Source organism: Edaphobacter sp., from assembly GCF_028283685.1.
Classification (GTDB): domain Bacteria; phylum Acidobacteriota; class Terriglobia; order Terriglobales; family Acidobacteriaceae; genus Edaphobacter.
This window is the reverse complement of record NZ_JAPWKF010000005.1, coordinates 121,911-141,333: the sequence shown is the minus strand read 5'-3', so window position 1 is coordinate 141,333 and position 19,423 is coordinate 121,911. Positions and strand designations below refer to the sequence as shown.

General features: G+C 59.6%; 17 protein-coding genes and 1 tRNA gene. 7 read left to right on the top strand and 11 right to left on the bottom strand.

Features of this window, described 5'->3' with window-relative positions:
• Nucleotides 1-36: 36 nt before the first annotated feature.
• The gene (locus PW789_RS07675) at nucleotides 37-261 is read right to left on the bottom strand and encodes a DUF2905 domain-containing protein (protein ID WP_299373863.1); all 225 of its coding nucleotides are present in this window, start codon (nucleotides 259-261) and stop codon (nucleotides 37-39) included.
• A 181-nt stretch (nucleotides 262-442) separates the two neighbouring features.
• Here PW789_RS07675 and PW789_RS07670 point away from each other — a divergent pair, with 181 nt between their 5' ends.
• Nucleotides 443-1,645 carry a potassium channel family protein gene (locus tag PW789_RS07670; RefSeq protein ID WP_299373861.1) on the top strand — a complete coding sequence of 401 codons (1,203 nt, stop codon included), beginning with the start codon at nucleotides 443-445 and terminating at the stop codon, nucleotides 1,643-1,645.
• 130 nt (nucleotides 1,646-1,775) lie between these two features.
• Here PW789_RS07670 and PW789_RS07665 read toward each other — a convergent pair whose 3' ends face one another.
• Nucleotides 1,776-2,519, bottom strand: a complete 744-nt coding sequence (locus PW789_RS07665; protein ID WP_299373859.1) for a tetratricopeptide repeat protein — start codon at nucleotides 2,517-2,519, stop codon at nucleotides 1,776-1,778.
• Nucleotides 2,520-2,753: 234 nt separating this feature from the next.
• On the opposite strand from PW789_RS07665, the gene PW789_RS07660 reads away from it, so the two are divergent.
• Nucleotides 2,754-4,043: a diguanylate cyclase gene (locus PW789_RS07660; protein ID WP_299373857.1), complete on the top strand. Its 1,290-nt coding sequence runs from the start codon at nucleotides 2,754-2,756 to the stop codon at nucleotides 4,041-4,043.
• Nucleotides 4,044-4,046: 3 nt separating this feature from the next.
• Here PW789_RS07660 and polA read toward each other — a convergent pair whose 3' ends face one another.
• Nucleotides 4,047-7,043, bottom strand: coding sequence for a DNA polymerase I (gene polA / locus PW789_RS07655; protein ID WP_299373854.1), 2,997 nt, complete (start codon nucleotides 7,041-7,043; stop codon nucleotides 4,047-4,049).
• 123 nt (nucleotides 7,044-7,166) lie between these two features.
• Here polA and PW789_RS07650 point away from each other — a divergent pair, with 123 nt between their 5' ends.
• The gene (locus PW789_RS07650) at nucleotides 7,167-7,637 is read left to right on the top strand and encodes a hypothetical protein (RefSeq protein ID WP_299373851.1); all 471 of its coding nucleotides are present in this window, start codon (nucleotides 7,167-7,169) and stop codon (nucleotides 7,635-7,637) included.
• 15 nt (nucleotides 7,638-7,652) lie between these two features.
• Here the strand turns inward: PW789_RS07650 and queA are convergent, their stop codons facing one another.
• The 5 genes from queA to PW789_RS07625 all read right to left on the bottom strand — a co-directional run bounded on the left by queA (nucleotide 7,653) and on the right by PW789_RS07625 (nucleotide 13,012).
• Entirely contained in the window at nucleotides 7,653-8,759 is a 1,107-nt protein-coding gene (gene queA, locus PW789_RS07645) for a tRNA preQ1(34) S-adenosylmethionine ribosyltransferase-isomerase QueA (RefSeq protein WP_299373848.1), read from the bottom strand.
• Nucleotides 8,760-8,892: 133 nt separating this feature from the next.
• On the bottom strand, nucleotides 8,893-9,540 hold the full coding sequence (locus tag PW789_RS07640) for a lysophospholipid acyltransferase family protein (RefSeq protein WP_299373845.1): 648 nt from the start codon (nucleotides 9,538-9,540) through the stop codon (nucleotides 8,893-8,895).
• Nucleotides 9,541-9,589: 49 nt separating this feature from the next.
• On the bottom strand, nucleotides 9,590-10,834 hold the full coding sequence (locus PW789_RS07635) for an ABC transporter permease (protein WP_299373842.1): 1,245 nt from the start codon (nucleotides 10,832-10,834) through the stop codon (nucleotides 9,590-9,592).
• Nucleotides 10,827-11,735: an ABC transporter ATP-binding protein gene (locus PW789_RS07630; protein ID WP_299373839.1), complete on the bottom strand. Its 909-nt coding sequence runs from the start codon at nucleotides 11,733-11,735 to the stop codon at nucleotides 10,827-10,829. Before PW789_RS07630 ends, PW789_RS07635 begins: the two co-directional genes overlap by 8 nt.
• 56 nt (nucleotides 11,736-11,791) lie before the next feature.
• Nucleotides 11,792-13,012, bottom strand: a complete 1,221-nt coding sequence (locus PW789_RS07625) for an MFS transporter (protein WP_299373836.1) — start codon at nucleotides 13,010-13,012, stop codon at nucleotides 11,792-11,794.
• 107 nt (nucleotides 13,013-13,119) lie between these two features.
• Between PW789_RS07625 and recG the strand changes: the two genes are divergently transcribed.
• A complete protein-coding gene (recG, locus tag PW789_RS07620; RefSeq protein ID WP_299373833.1) occupies nucleotides 13,120-15,501 on the top strand; it encodes an ATP-dependent DNA helicase RecG in 2,382 nt (793 codons plus the stop codon).
• A 14-nt stretch (nucleotides 15,502-15,515) separates the two neighbouring features.
• On the opposite strand, the gene PW789_RS07615 is transcribed toward recG, so the two are convergent.
• A complete protein-coding gene (locus tag PW789_RS07615; protein WP_299373830.1) occupies nucleotides 15,516-15,950 on the bottom strand; it encodes a response regulator in 435 nt (144 codons plus the stop codon).
• Nucleotides 15,951-16,300: 350 nt separating this feature from the next.
• Between PW789_RS07615 and PW789_RS07610 the strand changes: the two genes are divergently transcribed.
• Nucleotides 16,301-16,474, top strand: coding sequence for a hypothetical protein (locus PW789_RS07610; protein ID WP_299373827.1), 174 nt, complete (start codon nucleotides 16,301-16,303; stop codon nucleotides 16,472-16,474).
• Between the two features lie 102 nt (nucleotides 16,475-16,576).
• On the opposite strand, the gene PW789_RS07605 is transcribed toward PW789_RS07610, so the two are convergent.
• On the bottom strand, nucleotides 16,577-17,524 hold the full coding sequence (locus PW789_RS07605) for a PhzF family phenazine biosynthesis protein (protein WP_299373824.1): 948 nt from the start codon (nucleotides 17,522-17,524) through the stop codon (nucleotides 16,577-16,579).
• Between the two features lie 282 nt (nucleotides 17,525-17,806).
• On the opposite strand from PW789_RS07605, the gene PW789_RS07600 reads away from it, so the two are divergent.
• Nucleotides 17,807-18,463: a peroxiredoxin gene (locus PW789_RS07600; RefSeq protein ID WP_299373821.1), complete on the top strand. Its 657-nt coding sequence runs from the start codon at nucleotides 17,807-17,809 to the stop codon at nucleotides 18,461-18,463.
• A 46-nt stretch (nucleotides 18,464-18,509) separates the two neighbouring features.
• A tRNA-Cys gene (locus tag PW789_RS07595) sits at nucleotides 18,510-18,585 on the top strand.
• Nucleotides 18,586-18,668: 83 nt separating this feature from the next.
• Here PW789_RS07595 and PW789_RS07590 read toward each other — a convergent pair.
• Nucleotides 18,669-19,361, bottom strand: a complete 693-nt coding sequence (locus PW789_RS07590; protein WP_299373818.1) for a sigma-70 family RNA polymerase sigma factor — start codon at nucleotides 19,359-19,361, stop codon at nucleotides 18,669-18,671.
• Between the last annotated feature and the right edge of the window lie 62 nt (nucleotides 19,362-19,423).

Below are 19,423 nucleotides of genomic sequence, written 5' to 3'. Positions count from 1 at the left end.
TTGAGTCTAGCAGGCTAAGGGTAGCGGAGGACAGGTCTAGTGGCGGAAGTGGTTGATGATCCACAGGATAAGGCTCAGCACCAGACTGACGATCATTGAGCTCATCAGCGGAAGGGAGACGCTCCAGTTGCTGCCCTTCCAGGTGAGATCGCCGGGGAGACGTCCAAGTGGAAGATGGAGGCGGCCCAGCAACAGCAGGACGGCTCCCGCAGCTACGAGCAGCAGACCAAAGGCGACGAGAATGCGGCCAAGATCGGACATAAACGCGCTGGCGCAAGAATACGATAGCTTGAGATGTCATATCCCAGTCCGGGGACGATAACGCTCTCGGACAAAAGAGAAACGCAGCCGCGCTGTAAGCATCTATGTAGAACCGCGGAATTTGTCCGCAACTCGACAGAAAGCCTGGGGACAGATGGAAACGCAAGAAGTGGCATTGCGCATGGCGGCATTGATCGCTGGAGTCCTTTGCTGTCTCGCGGTCTTTGTAGACGCGTTTCAGACGATCATTCTGCCGCGGCGGGCGACGGGGCGCTTTCGGCTCACACGGTTTTTCTTCATCCTGACCTGGACACCATGGACGGCCATCGGCGGCCGGATGAAGAATGCAAAGGCCAGGGAGCAGTTCTACAGCTTCTATGGCCCCTTGTCTCTGATCCTGCTGCTCTTGCTTTGGGGACTGCTGCTGATCTTCAGCTTCGCAACGTTTTATTTCGCGCTCGGCACGCCGTTCATAGACCCGCTGGGGTTGCACGTCCTTCATGGAGTGTCCCGTTTCCGCACGGATCTTTATGTCAGTGGAACCACGCTCTTCACGCTGGGGCTGGGCGACGTGGTGCCGCACAGCATCGTCGCCCGGGCGCTGATCATCCTCGAGTCCGGTGTTGGGCTGGGCTTTGTGGCGCTGGTGATTGGCTATCTGCCGGTGCTCTACCAGGCATTTTCACGTCGCGAGGTGAGCATTGCCCTGCTGGATGCTCGGGCCGGCTCGCCTCCGACTGCGGCGGAACTGCTTCGCCGTCATGGGTTTGAGGGCGGTGAAGAGGCGCTGATCGAGCTGTTGATGGAGTGGGAGCGCTGGTCGGCTGAGATCCTGGAGTCGCATATCTCCTATCCGATTTTGTGCTTCTACCGGTCGCAGCACGACAACCAGAGCTGGCTTTCGGCGTTGGTGGCGATGCTGGATACCTGTGCGCTGCTGATCTCGGTACTCGAAGGGCCGGCATCGCGGCAGGCGCAGCTCACCTTCGTCATGGCGCGTCATGCGCTGATCGACCTCGGCAATGTCTTCCATGTGAAGGAGCAACGAGCCTGGAGCATTCAGCAGGAGCAGGAGCGCATGCCGGCGGCAGACTTCGACAGCCTCTGCGACGTACTGACGGAGATGGGCCTGCGACTCTGCGGCGATCGCGCCTCAGCCGAGAGGCTGGAGACGGTGCGGGCGTTGTACGAACCTCACGCAGGCGCCCTGTCGCATTATCTACGGATGCCCCTGCCGCCCTGGGTGACGGAGAAACGCGATAAGGACCAGTGGAAGCTATTGAACAAGCTGCGAACCGAGGCCGAGGCCACTCGCGGACAGGATGCGACCCAGTACCGCCGCCGTGTCGCTTCTGCATTGCTGCATGACGAGCATGGCCATTGAGTGGACGGTAAAGCCCAGGCGTATCGAAATCGGATCTGCCGTAAAGATCAGATCTTCCCTAAAAGCAAACCACCCGCAATCGACGATCGCGGGTGGTTTGCTTTTAGCGTTCAGATGTTGAGGAAAGACGTTACTGCGCCATCGCTCCAGCGCCTGCACCAGCGGGTGCGGGGTTCAGCTTCTGCGCGGCAATCATGCCGGCAGGGCCGCTGGCATCCTTGTCCTTGAGGGTGGCGTAGACCTTCTTGGCCAGTTCAGGCTTGTTCTCCGCCTCATAAAGATCGGCGAGTTGAAGCTGAGCCGTTCCGGCAGGAACCGAGGTCGAAGGATGAGCAGTGAGGTCGTTATAGACCTCGATGGCCTGAGCATCGCGGCCGGTCTGGCGATAGAGCTGTGCGAGGCCGAGCTTGGCAAGCGAGGCGACATCGCCGTTCCAACCAGAGGCAACGTCCTTCAGCGTGCTTTCGGCAGAGCTGTTCTGACCAGATTCCATATAGGTCAGGCCGGCAAAGTACTTCGAGAGCTTGCCGGAAGGGGTCAGACCGTACTGATCGGCTACCTGGAGAAACTGCTGATTGGCCGCCTTGGCGCGCTCAGCAGCAGAGGCAAAGGTCTTCACTCCGGGAGGGACCTGCTGGCCGGGAGCCGCCAGGGGGGTCTGGTAGGTCTGCATGGCATTGCCAAAGGCGATGGATGACTGCTCGCTGCGATGGTTATAGAGCACTGCAGCGATGGCGATCGCAAAGAGCAGAAGAACCGCAACCGTACCCCAGAGGGCAATGGCGCGGCGGTTCTGGGTGGCCCAATCGAGGCCATGCTGAGTGCTGTCAACGAACTGGTCGTGCTTGAGTGCTTGGCGGGTTTGCTGATCCACGGATTTGACTCTTCCTATCAGATGGCTCGTGCGAGATTGCCCCGTTACATGCACGGGCTGCACAGAATTTTAAGTTTATCAGCCCGGAAGAAATTCCCCTAGGAGGGTCAGGCAGACCGGGGATCACCTGTCGGTAAGCATTTCTTAGGTTACTATTTATATTCCTTCAAAAAGCGCAAAAAAGTGCAGAATAGAGGGAAGCGTTTTCGTCTTGCCGTGACTACGGCCGGAAAGGTGAGCCGGGCCCCCGAACGTCCTTCGTCTCCCATGCTGCAGAATAAGCAAGTCTTACTCGACCTCATCAACAGGCAGATCAGGAAGCTGTCTGGCCTTCGTTTTTGGTGGCCGACGTTTCCTGAGCAGCTGGAGGAACGATTTGAGCGAGACACAGAGGAACGCCGCTGCCGGCGCCTCTGGCTGGAGGGCCTGATTGCCATCGCCCTCTTCGATCTCTTCCTCATTGGCGACCACCTCAATTCATCCCCGCGGGAGTTTTGGCGTGCCTTTGTGGTTCGCGCCCTGATCGTCACCCCCGTCTGCCTGATTGTGAATGCCAGCATGCTTCGCAAACCGGGCCGTGTGGTGCGCGAATCCAGCATTGTGCTGGGAGCGACGATTGCAGGGCTGACACACCTTTACCTGGAGAGCAATCGCAGCATCGCGGCTTCGGCCTATGCCCATCTGGCGGTCATGGCAGTGATCCTGTTTACCAATATCGTCATGAGGCTGCAGTTTCCTTATGCAATTGCAGCCTCCATGATCATGTTGATGGGAGAGAGCGTCTTTCTGCATTACGACCACATGCTCTCGCACGACGAGAAACTTGTGGCCATGATGATGATCGCCGCGGTCAGCCTGATTACGCTGGTGGCAAACTACAGCGCCATTCGCGAAGAGAGACTGAACTATCTGCTAAGCATCCGCGACGAGATGCTGGTAAAGGATCTGAACCGCCTGAATGCGCAGCTGGTGCGACATTCTGAGAGCGATGCGCTGACCGGACTAGCGAACCGCCGCTCTTTCGATACACAGTTCGCGCACCTGTGGAAACGAGCCATCGTCGCCAGCAACGCTCTCTCCGTGATCGTGGTGGATGTCGACAACTTCAAGAAGCTGAATGACAACTACGGTCACCTTTACGGCGACGAGGTGCTGCGCCGCATCGGTTCCCTGCTGCAGCAGGCGTTGCGTGCCAAGGACGACTTCGCTGCCCGTTATGGCGGCGAGGAGTTCATCATCCTGCTGCCCTCGACACCCCTGTCCGCTGCGGCACAGGTTGCAGAACGGCTGTGCAAGATGGTCGAGCTTGCCGGATTCCCTCCACTCGATCCGGCACAGACACCCTACAACTCGAACACGACGGCAACAGTCAGCTGCGGCGTCGCAACGGCATATCCGACGCTGCGCGAGGTGCCGGAGCAGCTGCTGGAGGCCGCCGACAAGGCGATGTACCAGGCCAAGGCCGACGGCCGGAATCGGGTCTCGTGCGCTCCCGCGCTGGCCGGCGTCAGCCTCTCCGCATAGCTCCTACTTGATATCGCGCCAGTTCTGACCGAGGCCAATCTCCGCCACGATCGGCACGGAGAACTCCTGCACATGCTCCATCTCGTGTTTTACGAGAGCCTGTACTTCATCCGCCTCTTCGGGAACGACGTCAAAGAGAAGTTCGTCGTGGACCTGAAGGGTCATCCTTGAACGAAGCTTGCGCCGTGCAAGCTCCGCATCGATCTTCAGCATGGCAAGTTTGATGAGGTCAGCCGCCGTTCCCTGTAGCGGCGTATTCACCGCAGTCCGCTCCGCGAAGCCACGCATATTGGGGTTGCGCGACTGGATATCGGGGATGGGGCGCACACGGCCGAAGAAGGTCCTGACCGACTGTGCCCGCTTGACCTCGGCCAGCGTGCTTTCAATGAAGCGCTGGACGCCGGCGTAGCGCTCGAAGTAGCGCTCGATGTACTCGCGCGCAACCTTCTGCTCGATCCCCAGCTGTGCAGCAAGGCCAAAGGGCGAGATGCCATAGACGATCCCGAAGTTGACGGCCTTGGCACGACTGCGGGTCTCCTTATCCATCGTGACAGGGTCGACCTCGAAGACCTCGCTTGCCGTAAGTGTATGAATGTCTTTGTTCGTACGATAGGCGTCGAGCAGCAGCGGGTCCTGCGAGAAGTGAGCCATCAGGCGCAGTTCGATCTGCGAGTAGTCGGCCGACATGAGGAGGTTCCCGTTGGCGGCGATGAAGGCGCCACGGATCTCGCGACCGACCGCTGTGCGGATGGGAATGTTCTGCAGATTGGGATTGGTGGAAGAGAGGCGCCCCGTCGCGGTACCCACCTGATTGAAGGTGGTGTGGATGCGGCCTTCGGCATCTGCGAGCACAGGCAAAGCATCGAGGTAAGTCCCCTTAAGCTTCTGCAACTGACGGTGTTCGATGACGAGCGCGGCGATCGGGTGGCTCTCTGCCAGTTCATCGAGAACGTCCTGCGCCGTGGAGACAACCTTACCCTTGCCATACTTCATCGGCTTGGGAAGCAGCATCTTGTTGAAGAGCACATCGCCAAGCTGCTTGGGCGAGTTGATGTTGAAGCGATGACCGGAGTCTGAATAGATCTTCTCCGCGAGGTTGTCGATCTCGACGGCGAGGCGCGAAGACATCTCGCGGAGAAACTCGGGGTCGATGCGGACGCCGGTCTGCTCCATCCGTAAAAGCACGGACACAAGAGGAAGATCGATCGTGTTGTAGACGTTGCGGAGCGGAGAATCAGGCGAAACTCTTTCCTGCTCCGTGCCCGCTGGCGTCTGCTTTTTGTCCGCAAAGAGCATCTCCGGCGTAACGGCTCCTCCAAGCGAAGGGTCGTCCGCGGGGACCTCATGCTGAGCGGGCACATAGTCAGCGACCTGCGTGCCCAGCGTGCCGGAGAGACGATACACAGCAGCTGCGGCCTCGGCGAGACGGCTGGGGTCATTGGGATTGCCCTTCGTCGGCTGATGCACAAGCGTGCGGCTGGTGCTGCGTGCGGCGATGTCGACCAGCGTATGCGAGCCATGCGTCGGGTTGATGAGATAGCTGAGGAGCATGACATCGTTGCGGACACCGTTGAGCACAACACGATGCGGCTCAAGCGCACGCAACACAGCCTTGAGATCGTGAACGTCCTTGGGGAGCGCGGCGTCAGACAGAGCCTCTTTGAGGCCCGGCTCATCGAGCGAGACTTCGACGGCGAAGTGCTCGTTCCCCGCAAGGCCGATACGGCACGCGGGATCTTCTACAGGTTGTGCTGCCGTGGAGGAAGCCGGCGCTTCCTCCGCCATCGCGCCGAAGAGTGACATATTCTCTGCCGGCGGAGGCTCTGCTTCGCCATCTGCCGATTCTGCAGCTATCTCCTCCGCAATCGCCTGGGCGTCTTCTGAGATGGCGATGGCGAGTCCGTTTGGTTCACCCGTCGCCGGATTGATGGCGCGAGCCTCTTCAAGCAGATGCTTGATCTGCACCGCGGTTGGCTTGAGCTCGTAGGTGATGACCGTAGTATCTTCAGCTGGCGCGAGTTCCTTGAGCAGTGTCGTAAACTCCAGCTCGGAGAAGAGATCGCGGCATGCAGCAAGATCGGGCGCCTGGGTGCGCATCTCGTCGAGGGAGTACTCGATGGGCACCTCCGTGTGAATGGTGACCAGCTCCTTCGAAAGAAGAATGTTCTCACGATTGTTGGCCAGAGACTCACGATACGTCTTGCGCTTGATGGCTTCAGGAGTGGCCGTAGCCGCGTCGATGGCAGCCTCGACCGTACCGAACTGCTGGATCAGCTCGACCGATCCCTTGTCGCCGATGCCGGGAGCACCGGGGATGTTATCGATCGAATCGCCGCGCAGCGCCATGACATCGATAACGCGTTCGGGAGGAACACCAAGAGCGGCTTCGACACCAGCGGGATCGAGGATCAGGTTGTCCTTTGTCGGATTGAGGATGGAGACATCTTTCGCGACGAGCTGCATCATGTCCTTGTCGGAGGAGACGACGTAGACGTGGTGGCCAAGTGCGGCGAGCTTGTGCGAGAGCGTCCCGATGACGTCATCCGCCTCGAAGCCTTCGTAGTAGAGGATGGGGATGCGGAAGGCTTCGAGTGCGCGACGGATATACGGCTGCTGCTGGATGAGGTCAGGCGGCGTCTCTGTACGATTGGCCTTGTAACCGCCGTACTCGATGACCTCGAACTGCTGCGTCTTGATGTTGAATTTCTTGACGTCCTTCATCTGTGCTGCCATCTCGTTGCGAAGCAGCGGGGCGCCGACGTCATAGATAGCTGCGAGGTACTCGGGCTGAAAGTCTTTGCGCAGCTTGTTAATCATGTTCACAAAGACATAAGTCGCCGCGGTGGGGACGCCGGTGCGTGTGGACATGGGGCGAGAACGCTGCATAGCGTGATAGGCGCGGAAGATAAACGCCATGGAGTCGAGCAGGTAGATAGGCGGTTTCTTCGCATCATGTGCAGCGGAGTTCGTCTCTTCGGTCTTGGTGGGCGTCTTTGCCATAGCCTTTTGATGGTAGCGCGTTGCGAGGCGTGGAAGACGGAACGCTGTCGGGCCGCGCCCATCTGCTGACATATTTCATACAGGTTGTATGGAATGACCTGGCGGCCTATCCTTCATACATCCATGAAAAAACTGACTGTCTTCGCGATGTACTCCGCCCTGACCCTTGGATCGTTTTATGCACAGGCACAGACTGCTGATGCGGGATGCACCATCGACCGGGGACAGGCAACCTGCAACTGGACAGCCTTTCGGAAGGCGCTGGACGCCGCGCGTACCGTAAAACCGGAGTATCGCGACCGCGATAAATCAACCGGCATGCAGTTGAAAGAGCTGGCTCAGAAGCTGGGTAAGAGCATCGCAAACGAGGGTGCGACGCCTGACCTGACCATGACGGTCATTCCTGCTGCCGCATCCGGTGTCGACATCGGTCCTGCGGACCAGGAGATCCTGGAGCTGCACATCTATGCCGGAGACAGCAGCCAGCAGAAGCTGATCTGGGTTGAGACCTATATCGGCCAGAAGGACAGGCCGTGGCCAGCGAATGTTCACTCCACCATCGCGCAGTTTCAGCAGAGGCTCTCCAAGAAATAGAGCCGCGGAAGCGCCTTAGAGAATCAGCATGCAGTCGCCGTAGGAGAAGAAGCGATAGCGTTCTCGGACGGCATGGTTGTATGCGGACAGGACCGCCTCTCTTCCGGCAAAGGCGCTGACCAGCATCAGCAGGGTTGACTGTGGCAGATGGAAGTTGGTCAGCAGGCCGCTGACGACACGGAAGCGATAACCCGGCCGGATGAAGATGCTGGTTTCGCCGGAGTGCGGATGAAGCCGGACTCCGGCATGAGGCTCGAAGGCATCGGCCGTGGCGACGTGAGCGCAGTGTTCAAGCGTGCGCGTGGTCGTCGTTCCTGCTGCGATGATGCGCCGCTTTTCGCGCAGCGCGGCATTGATGGCGTCGGCTGTGGCAGCCGGCAGCGTGTAGTGCTCCGCATGCAGGCGAATGTCTTCAACATTGTCAGCCCGGACTGGCTGGAACGTTCCTAAGCCGACATGCAAGGTGACGGTCTCGATCTGAACACCGCGCTGGCGAAGCTGATCGAGCACCTCGGGAGTGAAGTGGAGGCCTGCAGTCGGGGCCGCGGCTGAACCGGGCTCTTGTGAGAAGACTGTCTGATAGCGATCGCGATCGCTCGCCGTGTCGTCGCGATGGATGTATGGCGGCAGCGGCATGTGGCCGATCCGCTCGAGGATGGAATGAAAGTCCTCGGTGGGCTTGAAACGAAGCGTACGCTCACCGTATTCGGCGGCGGCAATAACATCAGCCTCGAGCAGCGGCACAGAGGTGTCGGTTGCGGCAAAGAACAGCCGCTCGCCGGGCTGTACCTTCTTTCCTGGGCGAACCAGAGCTGTCCACTCGTCGGCGCTGAGCTGCTGTGTGAGTAAGACCTCAATGCGGCCCGTCGGGTCAGGCGAGCTGGCCTGTGTCGCCGCGCCACGCCCGCGGGTCGCGTACAGGCGCGCCGGAATGACGCGGCTGTCGTTGAGGATAAGCAGATCGCCGGGATGCAGCAGCTCAGGAAGCTGGCGGAAGAAGTTGTCGCGATACTCCCCGCTTGCCCGGTCCAGCACGAGCATGCGGCTGGAGCCTCGGACGGGGGGCGGAGACTGCGCAATGAGCTCTTCAGGAAGATCGAAATGGAAGTCGGCAACGCGCACGGCTCTTCTATTTTAGATAGGGTCGGCCCAACAGGCTGTGGATGAATCATTCCGGACGAGGCAAAGAGCGTCTTCGCTTCACTTTCGACGATATTACGCAGAATGACGAGTCAGAATTATTTGCTGCGCGACACTATTTACCGTGCGGCGACGATTCGGCCGATTTTGTAGCCCGGTCGAGGGCATCCTGAACCGCTTTCTGATCGGCGACAACGGGGACGGTCCAACTGACAGTGACCTTCGAGAAAGGCTTGGGAATCATGAAGCGATCCCAGGAGCGGAGCACCCAGAAGCTGCTGGGATGCAGGTAGACAGCTCCAACCGGGGCGCCAACCAGGCCAGCCAGCTGTGCAACCCCGGGCTTGGCCTTCTGCGCAGGGCCTCGCGGGCCGTCGGCGGTAATGGCGATGTAGTTTTTTTCGAGATAAGCCCGGTGGAGATTGCGCATCCCGACGGCCCCATCGCGTGAGCTGGAACCACGGACGGCGACGAAACCAAGGCGCTCGACCGTGCGCGCGATTAGCTCGCCGTCGAAGCTGCGGCTGATGAGGATATGAAGATTGCCCTGGCGGAAGCGCCACGCGCAGGCAAGCAGGCAGCGATGCCAAATGGCGTAGATCAGCGGCGGAGGTGTGTGGTACTGCGGCACCATGCCGGGCTCGCAGATATCTTCAAAACGCAGTGTGACCCCGAGCAGGCAGATGACCATGTACGCCAGCGGAGGGACGATGGCGAGGATGAGACGCTGCTTGAAGGTGTATTGGACTTCGGGTTCGGCCACATTGATGAGTTTACTGCGGGTGCGCTTCCATGATCTGAGGAATAGCAGTCTAGCTGTACTTCAGCCAGCGAAGAATCTCCGGCAGATTGGGGCGCTTGCCATACATCAGGATGCCGACACGATAGATCCGCGCCGTAAACCACATCACCACCCAAATGGTGGCGACCATCAGAACAATAGAGAGGGCGATGTCGTACCACGCCACATTCGAGATAGAGATGCGCAGGTACATCAGCAGCGGCGTGCAGGTCGGGATCAGCGACATGACGCGCGAAAACGTCGAGCTTGGGTTAGAGATAACCGGACCAAGAACAAACATGCAGATCGCCAGGGGCATGGCGATGACCAGGTTGAATTGCTGCAGCTCCTGCTCAGAGTTAACCATGGCGCCGATGGCGGCGGCGATGCCCGAATAGAGCAGGAAGCCGAGGATGAAGTAGCCGATGAAGGCGATGATCTGCGGCGCCGAGAAGTGGATGTGCATGGACCCCGCACCCATCGCGGAGACGATCGATTGCGATGAGAGCAGGATCGCAGCCGTAACCCAGATTCCGATCTGCGTAAGGCCTACAGCGCCGACGCCGAAGAGCTTGCCCATCATCATCTCCTGGGGGCGCACTGTGGCAAGCATCACCTCAAAGACTCGGGAGGTCTTCTCTTCGATGATCGACCGGGCAACATTCATGCCGTGCAGCATGACTGCCATATACATGAGGAAGAAGAGGACGTAAGCACCGAAGAAGGCGGTCATCGTGTCGGACTTCGAGACCTCGCCGTTCTTGATCGTGTCGGTCTCCAGCTCAATCGGCTCCATCATGCTTTTGATGTCGCCGACTGCAAGACCACGATGCTTCAGGCCCTGCCGCATGACGACCTGCCGCATGGCATTGTCGATGGTCGTGGTGGTCGAGATGTCCGCATTGCTGGTCGAGGTGTATGTCGCCTTTAGGACTCCATTCACGGCATCGACCCAGAGGAAGCCATCGATCTGCTTGTCGGCGGTCTGGTCGACAACGGTCTGACGCGTATCCTTCGCCGGCGGCGAGATCACGTCGACCTTCATGGCAGATTCCTTGCCATGTTCCAGCTCCGCCTGCAGATCGAGAGCAAAGTCGGTATCGGACGCCACGACGGCAATGTGCGATGCGGGCTTGCTGGTCTTGGACTTGAGGACCGAGAAGAGGATCCCGCCGCCCATCAGCGCGGGAATCAATAACGTAGTGATGACAAAAGCCTTGGTGCGGACGCGTTCCAGATACTCGCGCCTGGCGATGAGAAAGGTGCTGTTAGGCATCGACGCGGCCTCCTCGACTGACTTCCTCGATAAAGATCTCTTCGAGGGTCGGCTCCATAACCTCGAAACGGGTGACGATTGCCCCGCCTATGGCCTGGGCAATGATCTGTTGCGCTGCGGACTCGTCACGCAGCTTGATCTCTGCGGAGTTGTTGTAGCGCTTGTACTCCTCGATTCCCGGATTCTTCAGGAAGGCATCGTCCCCGTCGAAGGTGATCAGCATGCGATTACGTGGATAGCGTGACTTGACCTCGCGCATGGTGCCCGAGAGAACCTGCTTCCCGCGCGAGATGAGGCAGATGGAATCGCACATCTTCTCCACCTGATCCATGCGGTGCGTGGAGAAGAGAATGGCGCGTCCTTCCTTACGCAGATCGATCAGCGTATCGATCAGCAGCGTGGCGTTGACTGGGTCGAGGCCGCTGAAGGGCTCGTCCATAATGATGAGCTCAGGCTCGTGGAGCAATGCGGCGATGAACTGAATCTTCTGCTGCATGCCTTTGGAGAGCTCTTCGACCTTCTTGGGAATGGCTTCGGTGATCTGCATGCGCTCGCACCAGGCATGGGAGCGCATGGTGGCAGTGGCAATGTCGAGTCCGTGAAGCTGGCCCATAAAGATGAGCTGGTCGATCACCTTCATCTTCTTGTAGAGCCCGCGCTCTTCGGGCAGGTAGCCGACACGGGCGAGGTCTTTGCGTTCGAACGGCTTGCCGAAGAGCTCGACCCTGCCGGAGTCAGGTACCGTGATACCGATCATCATGCGGATGGAAGAGGTCTTGCCGGAGCCGTTGGGGCCAAGGAGGCCGAACATGGTGCCGGGTTCGATCAGCAAACTCAGGTCTTCGACGGCGATCTTGGTGTCGTAGGCTTTGCGGACATGCTCGAGTTGAACGATAGCCATGGAATCTCGCGAGAGGGATCAGTCAACGGCCAGTCTATCAGGGCGTCTTTCCGGCATTAGATCGTGGAGATCTTTTCGGCGATGCGCTCGTCGCGGTGCCTCCGGTCGAGCCGGATGGCCGTGTAGCAGAGTGCCAGCACAAGCGCAGCAATGACCGCGCTGGCAATTGGAAGCTGGCGATACCCAAAGCCCGCCGTCAGCAGCATCCCGCCCACTGTGGCTCCGATAGCGTTGCCGAAGTTGAAGGCTCCCTGGTTGAGCGTCGAGGCCAGGTTGGGCGCCTCCGCAGCCTTGTCGACGATGCGGGACTGCAGCGGTGAGCCGGCGGCGAAGTGGATGGCTCCCCATACCAGGATCATCCCGATGGCAGGGACGACGTAGGGCTCCGCAAAATAAAGGCCGATAAGCGACCCGATCAGTGCGATGAAGGCGACAACAAGGAATGAGGCTGGCTGGCGGTCGCTGAGAGCGCCTCCCGCAAGATTTCCGATGGTAATGCCCAACCCGAAGAAGAGCAGGGTCAGCGTAACGGCATGGGGGGAGGCGTGGGCCACCGAGAGCAGCGTCGGAGCGATATAGGTAAAGACGCAGAAGAGAGACGACGATGCCAGTGTGCTGATCGCCAGGACAAGAAGCACCTGCGGATTGCGCAGGACACGGAACTCGTGGAGCAGGCTGCCGGAAGCGGGCGGCTGAGTGGGCAGGAAGAAGAAGATGGCCGCGGCCGCGATGAATCCGATGGGAACGATCGACCAGAACGGAGCGCGCCATCCGAAGACCTGCCCCAGCGCCGTCCCCGCAGGCACGCCGAGCACGTTGGCGAGCGTAAGCCCCGAGAACATCAGGGCGATTGCCTGGGCGCGTTGGTTCCGGGGAACGATGTTGCTGGCGACGACGCTTCCGATGCCGAAGAAGGCGCCGTGGCACAGAGCCGTGAGCACGCGGGCGGCAAAGAGCAGGTTATAGGTCGGCGCTATCGCACAGCATAGATTGCCAAGGATAAAGATGCCCATCAACAGCAGCATGGTGAACTTGCGCTCCAGCCGGGCAGTGGCAATGGCCACCAGCGGCGAACCGAAGGTCACGCTGAGCGCGTATCCGGTGACGAGCGCACCGGCTTTGGGGATGCTGACATGGAAGTCGTGCGAGAGATTGGGCAGCAGGCCCATGATGATGTATTCCGAGGTTCCGATGCCAAAGGCTGCAACGGCCAGGGCGACCAGCGGCTTGCTGGTTAACAGGTCACGTGTGCTGCCGCCCTCGGAATTTAGCCTCAACGACTCCATTGCCTTATTGCACCATAACTGCTGTCAAGATTCATCGAGATAAGGGGTGCGGAAGCCGCAGTGATAACAATGCTCGCCTTCTTGGTAGCATCGGGTCTGTGCTGGAACTCTCGACCCCCATTAAATACGTCAAGCGTGTCGGCGAACGTGTAGCCGAGGCGCTGGCGAAGCGCGGCGTCGAGACCGTTGAAGACCTGCTGTATCACCTGCCTTTTCGCTATGAAGACCGGCTGAATCCGGCAGCCATCCGCGATCTGAAGGCAGGTGCGATGGCCTCCATCGTGGGTGAAGTTCGAGGATCTGCGCTGCTGCGTACCCGGTCGATGCCGATCTTCGAGATGACCGTCGGCCAGGGGTTGGACACGGTCAAGTGCATGTGGTTCCACGGTACCTACCTGAAGGACAAGTTTCAGGCCGGGCAGATGGTGGCGCTATACGGCAAGCTGGAGCCGTCGCGATCGACCGTCGGCAAGTTCAAGATGATCCAGCCGCAATTTGAGATTCTGCCCGCCGCCGACTCACCCGAGGCCGAGCTGGCTTCCCTCGAGGTCGGTCGAATCGTGCCGGTCTACGAATTTCTGGGAGGCACGACGGCCTGGGGAGCGAAGCTGACCTCGCGCTGGCTGCGGCGCGTCGTGTGGGGTCTGCTGGAAGAACTGGTGGCAGCGGCTAAGGAAGCTGCCTCCTCGGCATCTTCTATAGAAGTCATAAAAGATATGGCGATTCCGGAGACGCTGCCCGCAGCGATGCTCACCCGCCTGCATCTGCCTTCGCGGCTGAAGGCGCTCAAGGCCGTCCATTTTCCCGAGGTCGGCACGCCGATGACGGAGTTGATGTCGGCGGCTACCCCTGCGCACAGGCGACTGATCTTCGAAGAGCTGTTTTACCTGGAGCTGGGACTCGAACTGAAGCGGCGCCGTCTCCGCGAGCGCGAGGGCACAGCATTTGTCACCGATGAGCGCGTGCGGCGCGCGTTGAAGCAGATTCTTCCCTTCCATCCGACATCGGCACAGAAGCGCTCTCTGGGGGAGATTGCCGCCGACATGCGCCGCATGCAACCGATGCGACGACTACTGCAGGGCGATGTGGGATCTGGCAAGACGATCGTCGCTATGCAGGCCGCACTGGTGGCGATCGAGAACGGATACCAGGTCGCCATGATGGCGCCGACGGAGATCCTTGCAACGCAGCATTATCTTTCAGCGCGGAGATTGCTGGACGGAGCCATCTCGCCACGTACAGGAAAACCGTATCGCGTGACGCTGCTGACAGGATCACTGGACAATGCGGCGAAGCGCGAGGCGCGAGGAAGGATCTTCCGCGGCGAGACGCAGCTGGCGATCGGCACCCATGCGCTCATCGAGGACAAAGTGGACTTCGAAAACCTTGGTCTCGTTATCGTCGACGAGCAGCATCGCTTTGGCGTACAGCAGCGCTTCCGCCTGATGAAGAAGCCTGGGCCGGATGGCCGCATGGCAGAGCCCGATGTGCTGGTCATGACGGCGACGCCAATTCCACGCACGCTGGCGCTGACGCTCTATGGAGACCTCGAGACGAGCGTGATCGACGAACTGCCGCCGGGGCGAACACCGATCGTGACGCGGCGCACCTCGGAGGAGCGTGCCGCCGACGTCTGGGAGTTTGTCCGCAAGCAGGTCAAGGCAGGACGTCAGGCCTACATCGTCTATCCCGTGATAGAAGGCGCAAAGGACGATCAACCTGAGCTGGACTTTGCGCAGGATGATGCGGCGCAGGAAGACTCCACCAAGAAGAGTGCAGCGACGCTTGCGGCACGATCGAGCAACAAAGAAGCTGCGAAGACAAAGAAGAAGCAGCCGGCGAAGACTGAGAAGCTCTTCCCCAAGCAGCCATTACGCGCGGCAAGCGATATGTACGAGGAGCTGCGTGCTGGCGCGCTGAACGGTCTGCGTCTGGGCCTGCTGCACGGCAAGCTCGCCGCCGATGAGAAAGAGATTGTTATGCGACGCTTTCAACGCGGCGAGATCGACGTCCTGATTGCGACGACCGTCATCGAAGTTGGCGTCGATGTTCCGAACGCCTCGGTGATGGTGATTGAACACGCCGAGCGCTTTGGCCTGGCGCAGATGCATCAGTTGCGCGGCCGCGTAGGACGAGGTGCAGCGAAGAGCTACTGCATCCTGATGACCGGCAAGCGCGTGAGCGAGCAGGCCGAGGCGCGGCTGGATGCGATGGTGGCCACGCAGAACGGATTCGAACTTGCCGAGCTCGACCTTCAGCAACGCGGCCCCGGCGAGTTCTTTGGTACCCGCCAGGCCGGCATGCCTGAGTTTCGCGTGGCGAATCTGCTTCGTGACCGGGCCTTGCTGGAGCTGGCAAAGTTGGAAGCATCGCGCTTTGCCGAGCGATCAGACAGCAGCATCAGCCGTGAAGAGCGTGAGGCTGTCTGGGCACGGCTGAAGCAGCAGTGGCAGCGCCGCTACGGCCTCGTCGAGGCATAGGCGCTGCAATTCGCCTACGAGGCGATGGCCTGCAGCAGGAGCGAGGGCTGTGAAGAGACCGAGGCCTTGCGCGGGCCACGCTTGCGGGCAACGAGGACGCGGATACGCTCGATCATCTCGGCAGGCGAGCAGGCTCCCTTGGGAAGAAACGCATCGGCAGCGCAGGCGCGATCGAACGAGGTGACGGTACCGGATACGATCATCGCAGGCAGCGCCGGCTGAAGGTGCTTGGCGCGACGCACAAGCTCGTTGCCATCCATCTGCGGCATGATCAGGTCGCTAAGCAGAAGATCGAGCGAGCCGGGCGCGGACTGCTCGATCACTTCGAGGGCATGGGCCGGGGAGAGAGAAGGAATCACGCGATAGCCACGGGTCTCAAGCAGGAAGGTGCGAACGGAGAGGACCTGTTCGTTATCGTCTACGCAGAGGATCGTCTTCTTTGGCCGCAAAGGTATCTCACTTCTGCCGGTGGTCGCCGGCTGGTAACAGGTCGGGACCGGCTGGTTTGCCGGTCATTGACCAGATTTAAGGCACACCCCCGCGAGTTCTGCTGAAGCCCTGTCGCTTCAACGCAGAACGGCCACGCTGGTCCCCGGAGCAGAAGCAGAGACAAAAGCTCTGCGTCTGCTCCGAAGGAACAGTGCCGCCGTCCGGCGATGCCGGACGACGGGGGTGAGAGATACCGAAGCCATCGCAGGTTGCCACGCGAGTTCCCGGTAAACGCAAAGGATCGGTCTGCCGAAGATGCAGCGAGCATGAACGCGCGTAGGCGTCAGAGGCTTGCCGCGGAAAGGCAACGATGATGCGTTTCGAGGAGTCGCGACTGCAAAGCAGTCAAGGCATCTCTCAACTCAGATTGTTAGTAATACAGGCGAAAGAACTCATCACCGATGCACCGCACATTCGCGCGGCAACATCGTTAACGCTTGCCAAGATTATGAAGAGCGGGGATGCTTTGCAACCGGCGAAGTAAGGGCGAAAAGTGGAAGGTTTACACCTTGCTCATCCACCGGTGTCGCTGAGAGGTGCGAATTCATTGACGATTTACAAATCTACTCTGTTGAAATCGCGTGCATCACGGCAGGAAAAGGCGTCCCATTGCAACAGGAATGGTGCGACCGCCGACATATACTTCGGAAACTTTTTCGCCGTCCCATCGCGCCGAGACGTGCAAACGGCTCGGCCGTAGCATCTCGACTCCCTGTTCAATGACCGTCTGCCGCTCACTTTCAACAGCACCATGACGCACCATCCAGGCAATGGCCGGCCCTGCGGCTGATCCTGTCGCGGGATCTTCCGTGCCATAAAACATCATGCGCGCGTGCCAGTCGGCCCCAGAGGCCTCAGAAGCATGCGTCACGAAGTAAAAGAAACGGGCCTCGTGCCTTTCGAGGTACTCGCTGACCTGCGCAGTCTGCGGAACGGAGAGACGCGATGCGACTTCCATCGATTTCAATGGAACGATGCAGAAAGGATTGCCTGTGGAGACGGTCTGCACGGGAAGATCCTGATCGAGATCACCAACACTCAAACCAAGCACGCTGGCGAGTTCCGCGTGACTCTGGGTTGCGCCAAAGACAGGATCGTTCTGGCGCATGCTGCCGAAGATACCCTGCTCCCCTGAACGCGATGGCGTAAAGCGAACCGGGATTGGCCCAACGTTGAGCTCGAGAACGATCTCCTCAGCGGCCTGCAGCCAGGGATGGTTCCAGTAGAGCCAGCTCGCGGTTCCGAGCGTAGGATGGCCCGCGAAAGGAAGCTCTTCCCTCTTTGTAAAGATGCGGACACGGACGCCGCGCTCATGCTCGACGAGTGGATCGCGCGGCAGGATGAAGGTCGTCTCCGAAAGATTTATCTCGCGTGCGATGGCCTGCATCTCCTCGTCCGCGAGGCCGCGGGCATCGGCGAAGACAGCCAGCTGGTTGCCTTCCAGCGGGCGCTCCGCGAAGACATCGACATGCGCGTAATCGTAGGCGGCGTGCGCCGTAAGGGGAGGTCCAAGCCGGGACGGCAAAGTTGACATCTTCAACTCCAGCGACTTATGGTTTTGGTAGACCGCAATCGGGCCAACCTGCTTGATGCTAGCGCCTAGCTGGCAGCGGTTTCAAAGATTGGAAGCGATAACGATGACGTTCAACACCTTTTCGATGTGCTGCTGTCGCATAATGCCGGCGTGGGTGTGTGTATGAGCGAGTCGAGGTAAACCGCTTCGAGGAGTAAAGACCCACCCAAGCCAAAGTGGCCGGTGGGTTTTTCTTTGGGTTTTATATGCTGTGAAAGACTTGATTCTCTGAAAGGCAAATAAATGTCACTTCGTATCAATGACGTAGCTCCTGACTTCACCGCAGAGACGACACACGGAACAATCAACTTCCACGAGTGGATCGGCGACAGCTGGGCTGTCCTCTTCTCGCACCCGAAAGATTTCACACCGGTCTGCACCACGGAGCTGGGCGCAGTCGGTTCGCTCGAAGATCAGTTTGCAGCACGCGGCGCCAAGGTCATCGGCCTCAGCGTCGACCCCGTGGAGAACCACGGCAAGTGGGCCAAGGACATCGAAGAGGTCACCGGCTCTCCCGTGAACTTCCCCGTCATCGGCGACACCGACCTGACGGTCGCCAAGCTGTATGACATGCTGCCCGGCGATGCCGGCGACAGCTGCGAGGGCCGTACGCCCGCCGATAACGCCACCGTTCGCATGGTCTTCGTCGTCGGTCCGGACAAGCGCATCAAGCTGACGCTCGCCTATCCGATGACCACCGGCCGCAACTTCGATGAGATCATCCGCGTGCTCGATTCGATGCAGCTGACGGCGAAGCACAAGGTAGCAACCCCGGCCAACTGGAAGCCCGGCGAGGATGTGATCATTACCGGTGCCGTGTCCAACGAGGAAGCCGATAAGATCTTCCCCGGCTACAAGACGGTGAAGCCATACCTTCGCACAACGACTCAGCCGAAGTAAGATAGATAGAACATGTCCCTGTCTCCCCTGGAGCAGGGACCATCAAGCACCGATGGCGAAGTGGTTAACGCGCTGGTCTGCAAAACCAGTACTCATGGGTTCAAATCCCATTCGGTGCTCCACAATATTCGCAAAAACCGCCCGGGCAAAGGGCGGTTTTTCATGTGGCCTACACATCTCCTGCATGTTGCACGGCAGCCAGTCATCACTGGAACGATCGCGGATCAGCAGACTGCGGCATTCGGGCCAGCCGCTCTGTATCCTGCCAGCTCGTCCATTGCATCGAGCGGCGATCCAGGATGCCCATACGATGGGTGAGCGTCTGACGTGCGCGCAGCAGCCGTGACTTGATCGCCGCCTCCGACAGGCCACGCTTCTGCGCAATCTCCCGGATGGAAAGATCGGCCGACAGACGGTCCAGCGTGATCTCGCGCAGGTTCGGCGAGATCTCCTGCAGCAGTATCCGCATGCGGTACAGCCTCTCGTTCTCCATACACAGGTCATCGGGAGCAGGCGAGCGGGAGAGAAGCAACTGCGATGGAATCACTCCCTGCTCCGTCATCTCCTCCAGCGAGTAACTTTGCCGGATGCGCCGCTTGCGCAGATGCATCAACGCCGTGTTGATCACGATTCGGGTCAGCCAGGTGGAAAAGGCTGCCTCTTCGCGGAAACTTTGGATCTTCTGATAGGCCGCAAAGAAGGACTCCTGGACGATATCCTCGGCCTCGCTGCTGTCCTTCACAATACGAACGGCGGTCTTGTAGACGCGATGCTGATAGCGCCGCACCAGCTCCGCAAACGCATCCGCGTCTTGATTGCGCGCAGCGGCAACGACCTCCTTTACGCTAGCCTCACTGATCTGCCTGCGACTCTCAGCCCCACTGTCAGGATTCCGCACGCTGTTCTCCTCTGTCGATAAAGATGAACGGTAGTTTCTAGGATCTTCCGCTGTAGCCTTCC